General features: G+C 40.0%; 11 protein-coding genes and 1 pseudogene. 10 read left to right on the forward strand and 2 right to left on the reverse strand.

Annotated elements, in window-relative coordinates:
• The first annotated feature begins 117 nt into the window (after positions 1-117).
• From ftnA to C9J38_RS19690, 4 genes are all read left to right on the forward strand, one after another.
• On the forward strand, positions 118-642 hold the full coding sequence (ftnA, locus tag C9J38_RS19675; RefSeq protein ID WP_107208569.1) for a non-heme ferritin: 525 nt from the start codon (positions 118-120) through the stop codon (positions 640-642).
• A 69-nt stretch (positions 643-711) separates the two neighbouring features.
• Positions 712-1,047, forward strand: coding sequence for a universal stress protein UspB (gene uspB / locus C9J38_RS19680; RefSeq protein ID WP_105061214.1), 336 nt, complete (start codon positions 712-714; stop codon positions 1,045-1,047).
• 150 nt (positions 1,048-1,197) lie between these two features.
• The gene (locus C9J38_RS19685) at positions 1,198-2,307 is read left to right on the forward strand and encodes a mechanosensitive ion channel family protein (protein ID WP_107208570.1); all 1,110 of its coding nucleotides are present in this window, start codon (positions 1,198-1,200) and stop codon (positions 2,305-2,307) included.
• A 145-nt stretch (positions 2,308-2,452) separates the two neighbouring features.
• Positions 2,453-3,640, forward strand: coding sequence for an NAD(P)/FAD-dependent oxidoreductase (locus C9J38_RS19690; protein ID WP_107208571.1), 1,188 nt, complete (start codon positions 2,453-2,455; stop codon positions 3,638-3,640).
• Between the two features lie 76 nt (positions 3,641-3,716).
• Here the strand turns inward: C9J38_RS19690 and C9J38_RS19695 are convergent, their stop codons facing one another.
• A complete protein-coding gene (locus tag C9J38_RS19695; RefSeq protein ID WP_107208572.1) occupies positions 3,717-4,625 on the reverse strand; it encodes a LysR substrate-binding domain-containing protein in 909 nt (302 codons plus the stop codon).
• Positions 4,626-4,772: 147 nt separating this feature from the next.
• Between C9J38_RS19695 and C9J38_RS19700 the strand changes: the two genes are divergently transcribed.
• The 6 genes from C9J38_RS19700 (at position 4,773) to C9J38_RS19725 (ending at position 8,410) form a co-directional block, all read left to right on the forward strand.
• Positions 4,773-5,342, forward strand: coding sequence for an isochorismatase family cysteine hydrolase (locus C9J38_RS19700; RefSeq protein WP_107208578.1), 570 nt, complete (start codon positions 4,773-4,775; stop codon positions 5,340-5,342).
• A 31-nt stretch (positions 5,343-5,373) separates the two neighbouring features.
• Positions 5,374-6,441, forward strand: a complete 1,068-nt coding sequence (locus tag C9J38_RS19705; protein ID WP_107208573.1) for an FUSC family protein — start codon at positions 5,374-5,376, stop codon at positions 6,439-6,441.
• A 283-nt stretch (positions 6,442-6,724) separates the two neighbouring features.
• The gene (locus tag C9J38_RS19710) at positions 6,725-6,958 is read left to right on the forward strand and encodes a cold-shock protein (RefSeq protein WP_370444651.1); all 234 of its coding nucleotides are present in this window, start codon (positions 6,725-6,727) and stop codon (positions 6,956-6,958) included.
• Between the two features lie 338 nt (positions 6,959-7,296).
• Positions 7,297-7,506 carry a hypothetical protein gene (locus C9J38_RS19715; protein WP_107208574.1) on the forward strand — a complete coding sequence of 70 codons (210 nt, stop codon included), beginning with the start codon at positions 7,297-7,299 and terminating at the stop codon, positions 7,504-7,506.
• Positions 7,507-7,731: 225 nt separating this feature from the next.
• A complete protein-coding gene (locus C9J38_RS19720; RefSeq protein ID WP_005372111.1) occupies positions 7,732-7,944 on the forward strand; it encodes a cold-shock protein in 213 nt (70 codons plus the stop codon).
• A 253-nt stretch (positions 7,945-8,197) separates the two neighbouring features.
• Positions 8,198-8,410 (forward strand): cold-shock protein, encoded by a 213-nt coding sequence (locus C9J38_RS19725; RefSeq protein ID WP_006647467.1) that lies wholly within the window; start codon positions 8,198-8,200, stop codon positions 8,408-8,410.
• A gap of 176 nt (positions 8,411-8,586) precedes the next feature.
• On the opposite strand, the pseudogene C9J38_RS19730 reads toward C9J38_RS19725, so the two are convergent.
• Positions 8,587-9,073: pseudogene (locus C9J38_RS19730) on the reverse strand (arginine decarboxylase); the annotation flags it as partial.

Genomic DNA, 9,073 nt, shown 5'->3' on the forward strand with positions numbered 1-9,073 from the left:
TTCGTACTTCATGAAAAATAAAAGAGAATTATCTCAGTATTTTTTTTCGTTAGTTGCATTCTAAACAATGCGCAGTGACAATGTCTTGATTACACTTAAACAAACAGGAGTAGTGCAATGTTAGCCAAGGCTATGGTTGATAACCTAAACGAGCAAATCAACTTAGAATTTTTCTCTTCAAACCTATACTTACAGATGAGTGCATGGTGTGAGGATAAAGGTTTCGAAGGTGCTGCTGAATTTTTACGTGCTCATGCCGTTGAAGAAATGGAACATATGCAACGTTTGTTTACTTATGTGAGCGAAACAGGCGCATTGCCAATTCTTGGTACGATTGAGGCGCCAAAACACGAATTTGCATCACTAGGTGATGTATTCCGTGAAACCTATGAGCACGAGCAATTAATTACTAAGAAGATCAATGAGCTTGCTCATGTTGCATTTACTACGCAAGATTACTCAACATTTAACTTTTTACAGTGGTACGTATCAGAGCAACACGAAGAAGAAAAATTGTTTAAAGGCATTTTAGATAAAATTGAGTTAGTCGGTGAAGACGGTAAGGCACTATTCTTTATTGATAAAGATTTATCCGCGATGGCAAAAGCAGAGTCTACATCTGTTATGGATTCACAAGCCTAATATTGATAGGGAGCAAATTTGCTCCCTTATCTCCCGGCGAGTGGAACCGCATTTTTTGGGAGAATATATATGAGTAGTGATGCATTTCTTTTCGCACTTTTTTTAGTGGCAGTTGTTAATACGTCTCGTTACATCAGTACCTTAAGAACATTGCTGGTGGTGATGCGAGAATGTGATCCCCTGTTGTATCAGCAAGTGGATGGGCGCGGTTTTTTCTCTTCTCAAGGTAATGTCAGTAAACAGATCCGTTTATTTCATTACATCCGCAGCGAGCAATATAAAAAGCATCATGATCCGGTCTTTATGGCGAAATGTATTAAAGTACGTAAGCTATTTGTTCTCGCCAGTACCTTTATGATCACCTTTTTTATCGCGATTTTTGCGGTTGCCTTTCTTGGCTACTAACACTTCTTCGACGGAGCACTAAGAACCTTGTTTTTAGGCTAGCTTTGCGCGGTGTCCGATGTTTAGTATGATCTCAATATAATATGACGGATAGGCTATATCGGTAGCCTATTTTTTGCGTATCGCTAATCATAGAGAAACAGAAACGTTATGGAAAAGTTCATATATTGGTGGTCGTCGTTAGAAAAGGGCGCATCTGTCGATTGGATGTATAACATTGGCTTACTGTTATTGTTGAGCTCGGTGTTATGGGGCGGATGGATCTTATTGTCACGCCGTTTAGCTATAGTGGCAGAAAAAAGTCAGTTTATTTGGGATGACGCATTAATCAGTGCGATCCGCGCCCCCATTACCTTATGTATTTGGGTTTGGCCGGGACTGCTGTCGATAGGCATATTAGTCGATAACTTGACCAGTTATTCCAGTACATCATTATCGACTCTTCGTCATCTGTTGCTGATCTGGACCATTGTTTGGACGCTATTTCGTTTAATTTCCAATATGGAGCAGACCATATTGGAAAACCGACCGCAGCGTGATGCGACAACCGTAAATGCGATATCGAAGATTTTGCGTTTAATCGTCATGGTGTTTGGCGGTTTAATTGCGATGCAAAATCTGGGCTTGAGTTTATCAGGCTTACTCACCTTTGGTGGTGTTGGTGGTTTAGTTGTCGGTATGGCAGCCAAAGATCTGCTGGCGAATTTCTTTGGCGGCATGATGTTATATTTTGATCGTCCGTTTAAGGTGGGTGATTGGATCCGCAGTCCTGATCGTCAAATTGAAGGTACGGTAGAGAAAATTGGTTTCCGTATGACCATTATTCGCACCTTTGATAAGCGTCCAATGTATGTGCCTAACTCGGTGTTTAGCTCGGTGGTGGTAGAAAATGCGTCTCGCATGCTCAATCGCCGTATTAAGCAAAGTGTCGGTTTACGGTATTGTGATGCTGCGGTGGTGGGTGATGTCGTGCGTGATATTAAAACTATGCTACAAAACCATCCAGATATCGATACTCGACAAACCTTGATTGTGAGTTTTGATACTTACGGTGCGTCGTCACTTAATATCTTGGTATATACCTTTACCAAAACGGTTGAATGGATTAAGTACAAAGACGTACAGCAGGATGTGATGCTTAAAATTGTTGAGATTGTACATTCGCATGGGGCCGATTTTGCTTTCCCAACCACAACATTAGACATGCCTGCAGCGGCATCTACGGCATTGGCCTCTATTGAGCGTGCTCAGCAAGCTTAATAGGTTTGCTATCAGGATAAATTATTACGGTTGGTATTACGCCATTAGGTAGGTAAAATAGCCGCCGCGAGAGAGAAAGGATGCTAGCGACTAGCATCCTTTTTTCGTTTTTCCCTTAGTGTTTTTGAAAGGCAGATAGTAATTCATGGCAAATAAATACGATGTCGTCATTATCGGTGCAGGTGCTGCAGGGCTAATGTGTGCAGCTGAAGCGGGTAAGCGTGGTCGCTCTGTATTGGTGGTTGATCATGGTAAGAAGCCGGGACGTAAAATCCTGATCTCAGGTGGCGGTCGTTGTAACTTTACCAATATGGATGTGGCCGCGAATAATTATGTTTGTCGTAATCCACACTTTGTGAAATCTGCGCTATCTCAATACACCCAATGGGATTTTATAGGCATGGTGTGCCAACACGGGATTGACTATGAAGAGCGTGATCATGGCCAGTTATTCTGCCTAGATTCCGCCAAAGACATTGTTCAAATGTTGTTGTCTGAATGCGATATGCCTAATATCGCCCAGCGTTACCAAGTCGATGTTCATAGTATTGAAAAGACGGATTCAGGCTTCACGCTTGGCCTTAATACCGACACCGTTAGCTGTGAATCGCTGGTGGTTGCAACCGGTGGTTTATCAATGCCTAAACTGGGCGCAACCCCGTTTGGTTATCAAATTGCCGAGCAGTTTGGCTTGAAAGTGATCCCAACTACTGCAGGTCTTGTACCGTTTACGCTGCATGTTGAAGATAAAGAAGCGCTCGCGGATCTGTCTGGTATTGCTGTTCCTGCGGTCGTTGAAACTGAAGATGGCACTTCATTTAAAGAGAACTTACTGTTTACCCACCGTGGTTTATCAGGCCCTGTGATTTTACAGGTATCGTCATACTGGAAGCCGGGTCAGAAGATCACCGCAGATTTATTACCGCATTTAACCTTGGCTGACACCTTAAATGAGATGCGTGAAGCACATCCAAACCAAAGCTTGAAAAACTCGCTGTCTCGCTTACTGCCTAAGCGTCTTATCGAGGCTTTGATTGAGCGTGGTGATGTACAAGATAAACCGTTAAAGCAACTTAATCATAAAGAGCTGGCATTACTGAGTGAATACTTCCACCAATGGCAGATCGCGCCAAATGGTACAGAAGGCTATCGTACAGCAGAAGTGACATTAGGCGGCGTTGATACCGATGAGCTATCCTCAAAAACCATGGAAACTAAGAAAGTTAAAGGCTTGTACTTTGCGGGTGAAGTGATGGATGTGAGTGGTTGGTTAGGTGGCTATAACTTCCAGTGGGCATGGAGCTCTGGTTATGTTGCTGGGCAATATGCCTAATTTATTTCATACAATATTTTGTCTCTAGTTTTAATACTCTCTTATTAAGAAAGATAAGAGAGTATCTCCCTGCCTATCACGACGTTACTGACTTTTCTTGTTTGAGCGTGTCTTGTAGCCAAGCAATGACGTTTTGTACTTCTGGCCTGTTCTGGCTTTCTTTCTTACTGACGATGAAATAGCTACAACGGCTTAATACACTATGGGGTGTAAGCTCTGCTAATAAGCCTGCTTTTATTTCATCGTTGACAAACATTCGATGTGTAACAAAAACACCCAACCCTGCGATAGCAGCTTCAATTGCCTGCACAGAACTTTGAAAATAACGCCGCTTGGTGTTGTTAGGTACATCGACGCCTAAGCTTTGACACCAATGTGTCCAATCTGAGTCACGTAGAGAGCGATCCACCCAAATCGTTGGCTGTTCAGCAAAGTAGTTATCTAAATCATCAGGAAGAGGCTTTTTTGTGGGGCTACCGACTAGCACCAACCTATCTTCACTCCAAGGAACCACATTGTATTCAGGCCATTCATTTCCCTCACCATAACAAATAGAAATATCAAGGCTATGGGGCAGAAGATCTAATGCCAACGTCGAATGCGTAGAAAAGCGTAAATCAATATCAGGATACTTTTCTTGCAATGCAGGCATTCGAGGAATTAACCATTTTAGCCCTAAGGAAGGAATAATACTGACAGAGACTTGCTGCTGAGAGGTTAACTCTCGAAGAGTTGCCTGCTCAATGATATTTATCCCCTCTTGAATGGCACGTTGATATCGCCTTCCATCTTCCGTTAACGTCATTTGACGTGTTGTGCGATGAAATAACCGCTTTCCGAGATAGCTTTCAAGGCTTTGAATACTTTGACTAACAGCAGAGTGAGTGACGCACAACGCATTGGCTGCTTTAGAAAAATTAAGGTGTTCACATACGCTGAGAAAAACAGGTAGAGATTTTAATGGCGGTAGATGCTTCATTTTCATCTGTTAGAAAAACTTACATAACCGTAAGTATATATCGTTTCTCTCTATTGTTGCTAAAAACTAAAATACAGTGAAAACAAGAAGAAATATTCGTTTTTAGCAGGATATCTAATTGAAGTGCTAATGATCTAACAAGAGAAAATTATGATGAAAAAAGCATTACTCGTTATCGATTTTATTAATGATATTGTCCACCCCGACGGCAAAATCCCATCATGTGCTACGCATGTTCAAGAACAAAATGCGATAACCCATGCCAACCAAGCGCTTGCATATGCCCGTAAAAATGATTGGTTAGTGATTCTCGTTAAAGTCGGATTCGAATCCCATTATTATGCCCAACCTAAAAACTCGCCAATCTTTGGTTTGGCCAATCAATATAAGGCATTGCAGTTAGGCTGCTTTGGTACTGAATTTCATGATGATTTAGATGTACAAACGAGTGACTTTATTATTGAAAAACCAAGAATTAGCCCTTTTTACGGTACACCATTAGAAGCGGTTTTACGTGCCAACCGTATTGAACATGTGTATTTAGCTGGTGTGAGTACCACTTTAGCTATTCAATCGACGACCCGAGATGCGCATGACCGCGATTATAAAGTGACGATTATTGAAGACGCTTGTGCTGCAGACAGTCAGCAAACACATCAACAGTCTATTGAGTTGCTTTCTCGACTTGCCGAAGTGATCAGGGTTGAGCAGCTTACCTGTTAGTAATTGAGACAAATACAAGAGCATAAAGCCGATGAAAATGACATGGGGCTATAATCAGTGGCATATAAAACAGACACTATCTGCATGGTGTGATGTACCAACGCTTGTGTGCATGACGGTTGCTATTTTTCCCTGTTTCATTGTGGCGTGTATAACCGGCGATCATCATTACCTGCAACTGGGGTTGGTGAGTGGGGCACTTTTTTGTGTGCAAAATAGTTTAGGTTTAAGTGGGTTATTAGAAACGTGCTTACATTGGCTGGCTATTATTTTAGGTTTTACGGTGTTGTATTGGGTGCAAAGCTCTCCACTGTTGTTTGCTTTGTTCTGCGCTTTATTGGGGGCGATTTGCGCCAGTTTTGCTTATTGGGATAAAAATTTAAAATCGTTAGGAAATTGGATATTGATCCCTGCGTTATATTTAAGTTGTGAGCTTTATGATCGTGTAAACCCTCATACATTTACTCATGCGTATATAAAATTACTTGAACAATTACCCGTTACCTTAATTGGACCAATATTGGTTTTAGTCTGTTTAAATATGGCTAAAATGCCGAAAGATCGGACATATGCTCTGATTGGTAGGGATCATCCCTATATCGTTAAAAAACAACCAGCGGTCATTTACTCGGTATTAAGTATTTTCTTCGCTATTTTTATGACCGCTGTTTTTGTTAAATATTTCGCTATAAAACAAGGACAGTGGGTTATTTGGTCTTCGGTGAGTGTGATAACCGGAGAGCTAAGTAGCATGCATAAAAAGTTTAAACATCGAGGTAGAGGGGCGGTATTAGGTTTAAGTTTAGGAGGAGGAGCTGTTTATCTATCTTCATTTATTGGAAGTGTTACATTACTAAATAGCTTTGCCGCTTTTCTTATTCCTTTAACTCTAGTCATTAAACCTTATCCTGTCGCTTTTACATTACGTTGTATGCTTATTGCCATTGCTGCTGGCTCGATGGCACATACAGAATCAATTGCGATGGCTCGAATGTTCGATGTTGTATTGGGTGGTGCGATTGGTGTGATAAGTGTTTATGTTGTGACTTATGTTATTAGCCCTTTATTTAAAATAAAGAGAGGAAAAGAGGACTATTGAAGCGACATTTAAACCTAAAACATTTATTTTAAATTTAAAAGTATTACTATCAATGAGTTACAACGATAACCAATAATTATAGAAAATAACCCTTTACAATTATTGGTTATAAGACAATAATGGCGTCGCTCTGTTGTTCAGAGTTATTAATGAAACATCAAGTAAAAGTAAAACCTCAGAATTTCTTCGTTATTGTTGTCATCCTCAGTGTTTCCCTTAGCTTCATCGTCACATTCAATAATTCAAGCTTTCAGCGCATCGTGATTTTTTATTGCGATAACTCATGAATTTTAATTTAAATAAGGGACACAATATGTCTACTGGTATCGTTAAGTGGTTCAACGAAGAGAAAGGTTTCGGTTTCATTACTCAGGATAATGGCGGCGCTGACGTATTCGTTCATTTCCGTGCTATCGCTTCTGAAGGTTTTAAAACTTTGGCTGAAGGCCAAAAAGTTTCTTTCGAAGTAGAGCAAGGTCAAAAAGGCCTACAAGCAGCTAACGTTGTAGCGCTATAAGAATTTAAGTTGGCGCAAAGAGTTATATACTATTTGCGCCGCTTTCAAAGTAAAAATAATTAGTTATACCGTACCATCGAAAATAATAACCACTTCCAATATCTGCTTTTGTTTGTATTTGTCGTTACGTTCCTATTTCCCTCGTTACCTATAATAAATAGATTTTATACTCATTTTATAATTTAAATGTACTAAGAAATATCTTAGAAATTAATTTAAGTTAATGATAAAGCTAAGGATATGCTCATGTCTCGATCTCTTGGTCGTAAACGATTTTGGTTTCAACAAAACCGCCCTGTAAATACAATAAATACACAAACAGAAGAAGCAGTAAAATAATGAACGTAAATTTTAACTTATTAAAAAATAAACATTCTTGGAATTCAACAATTCATCAGTTAAATAGTGATGTATTAACCCGACATGTATTAATGAAAGGGAATGTTGATAATGTGGATATTAATTTCTCATACTGTGAAAAAACCGGTAAAGGCGATATTACTAATGCTGATAATAAACTAATTGGTAATTTCACTATCTCTTATTAATACCTAAAGGGTATTAAATTAATCGAATAAACTCATTCGCTTAATTTAATAATCTTACTCGCTGAAAATTGAAATTTGTCATCTTTTTCGTAGAAGAAAACTGTTTATCGCTGCATTTATGTTGTTTTATCCGTGTTTCCCTTTGCTTTCTCGATAGTTCAAACATCGTTATTTCGGCCGTCGCGTGTTGCGACATCTCAATGAAATACATATAAGGGACACATAATGTCTAATAAAACACTTGGTTTAGTAAAATGGTTTAACGAAGAGAAAGGTTTTGGTTTTCTAACTCAAGACAATGGCGGCGCTGACGTCTTCGTTCACTTCCGTGCCATCGCTTCAGAAGGTTTCAAAACCTTAACTGAAGGTCAGAAAGTTTCATTTGACGTAGAGCAAGGCCAAAAAGGCCTGCAAGCGGCAAATGTGGTTGGTCTGTAAAGACTGACGATCAGGTAGCGGCATCGCTGCTACCTGAACATCCACTAGGGTGTTTAACTAAAGAAGATATTAGTTAAATGTCTTACTCGCTGAAAATTGAAATTTGTCATCTTTTTCGTAGAAGAAAACTGTTTATCGCCGCATTTATGTTGTTTTATCCGTGTTTCCCTTTGCTTTATCGATAGTTCAAACATCGTTATTTCGGCCGTCGCGTGTTGCGACACCTCAATGAAATACATATAAGGGACACATAATGTCTAATAAAACACTTGGTTTAGTAAAATGGTTTAACGAAGAGAAAGGTTTTGGTTTTCTAACCCAAGACAATGGCGGCGCTGACGTCTTCGTTCACTTCCGTGCCATCGCTTCAGAAGGGTTTAAAACCTTAACTGAAGGTCAGAAAGTTTCATTTGACGTAGAGCAAGGCCAGAAAGGTCTGCAAGCGGCAAATGTTATCGCGCTATAAGTTTATCTGTTGATAAGCATGAAATGCTGGCTAAGGCCGGCATTTTTTATATCTGTAATTTGGCGTCATGGATTGTGATGTAATCGCACAATATTAATTTTATGAATGGAATAACATAAAAAAATCCCCACTCAATGAGCGGGGATTTAGGGTAATCACGTTATCGACTTAGTCGATTATAGAGCGTCTTTTTTGATACAAAGAACGTGGTATTTACCGTCTTCGATCTCTGCGCCTTCAGTTTCGTGTTCGAAACCTGGGAATTCTGCATCCCATGCTTCTAGTGCTTTCAAGTACTGAATTTGAGGACTTGTTTCGTCACCGAAGTTTTCACCACCCATTAGCATTGGGATGCCTGGTGGGTAAGGGATAACAGAGTTCGCTGCAACACGACCCACTAGCTTGTCAGAAGGTACTAGCTCAACTTCATCAGATACGACGAACTGGTAAGCAGTACGTGGTTTCACTTCCATTTCTGGAAGGCTAGAGTAAGCGTGGTTTAGTACTTGGCTTGGGTTATGACGTACTAGGTACTTAAACATCTTGTTACCAAGATCTTTAAGGCCAAGACCTTTGTATACTTCTGGTGCTGATGCAACTAACTCAGGTAATAGTGTTTCGATATCTGCGTTAGCATCGTAGTGACGCTTGAATGACAACAAT

It is taken from the genome of Photobacterium sp. GB-210, assembly GCF_003026075.1.
In the GTDB taxonomy this organism is placed as follows: Bacteria; Pseudomonadota; Gammaproteobacteria; order Enterobacterales; family Vibrionaceae; genus Photobacterium.

Coding starts and splice junctions, on each gene's coding strand:
- ftnA (WP_107208569.1), top strand. CDS start 118: ATGTTAGCCAAGGCTATGGTTGATAACCTAAACGAGCAAATCAACTTA.
- uspB (WP_105061214.1), top strand. CDS start 712: ATGAGTAGTGATGCATTTCTTTTCGCACTTTTTTTAGTGGCAGTTGTT.
- C9J38_RS19685 (WP_107208570.1), top strand. CDS start 1,198: ATGGAAAAGTTCATATATTGGTGGTCGTCGTTAGAAAAGGGCGCATCT.
- C9J38_RS19690 (WP_107208571.1), top strand. CDS start 2,453: ATGGCAAATAAATACGATGTCGTCATTATCGGTGCAGGTGCTGCAGGG.
- C9J38_RS19695 (WP_107208572.1), bottom strand. CDS start 4,625: ATGAAAATGAAGCATCTACCGCCATTAAAATCTCTACCTGTTTTTCTC.
- C9J38_RS19700 (WP_107208578.1), top strand. CDS start 4,773: ATGAAAAAAGCATTACTCGTTATCGATTTTATTAATGATATTGTCCAC.
- C9J38_RS19705 (WP_107208573.1), top strand. CDS start 5,374: ATGAAAATGACATGGGGCTATAATCAGTGGCATATAAAACAGACACTA.
- C9J38_RS19710 (WP_370444651.1), top strand. CDS start 6,725: ATGAATTTTAATTTAAATAAGGGACACAATATGTCTACTGGTATCGTT.
- C9J38_RS19715 (WP_107208574.1), top strand. CDS start 7,297: ATGAACGTAAATTTTAACTTATTAAAAAATAAACATTCTTGGAATTCA.
- C9J38_RS19720 (WP_005372111.1), top strand. CDS start 7,732: ATGTCTAATAAAACACTTGGTTTAGTAAAATGGTTTAACGAAGAGAAA.
- C9J38_RS19725 (WP_006647467.1), top strand. CDS start 8,198: ATGTCTAATAAAACACTTGGTTTAGTAAAATGGTTTAACGAAGAGAAA.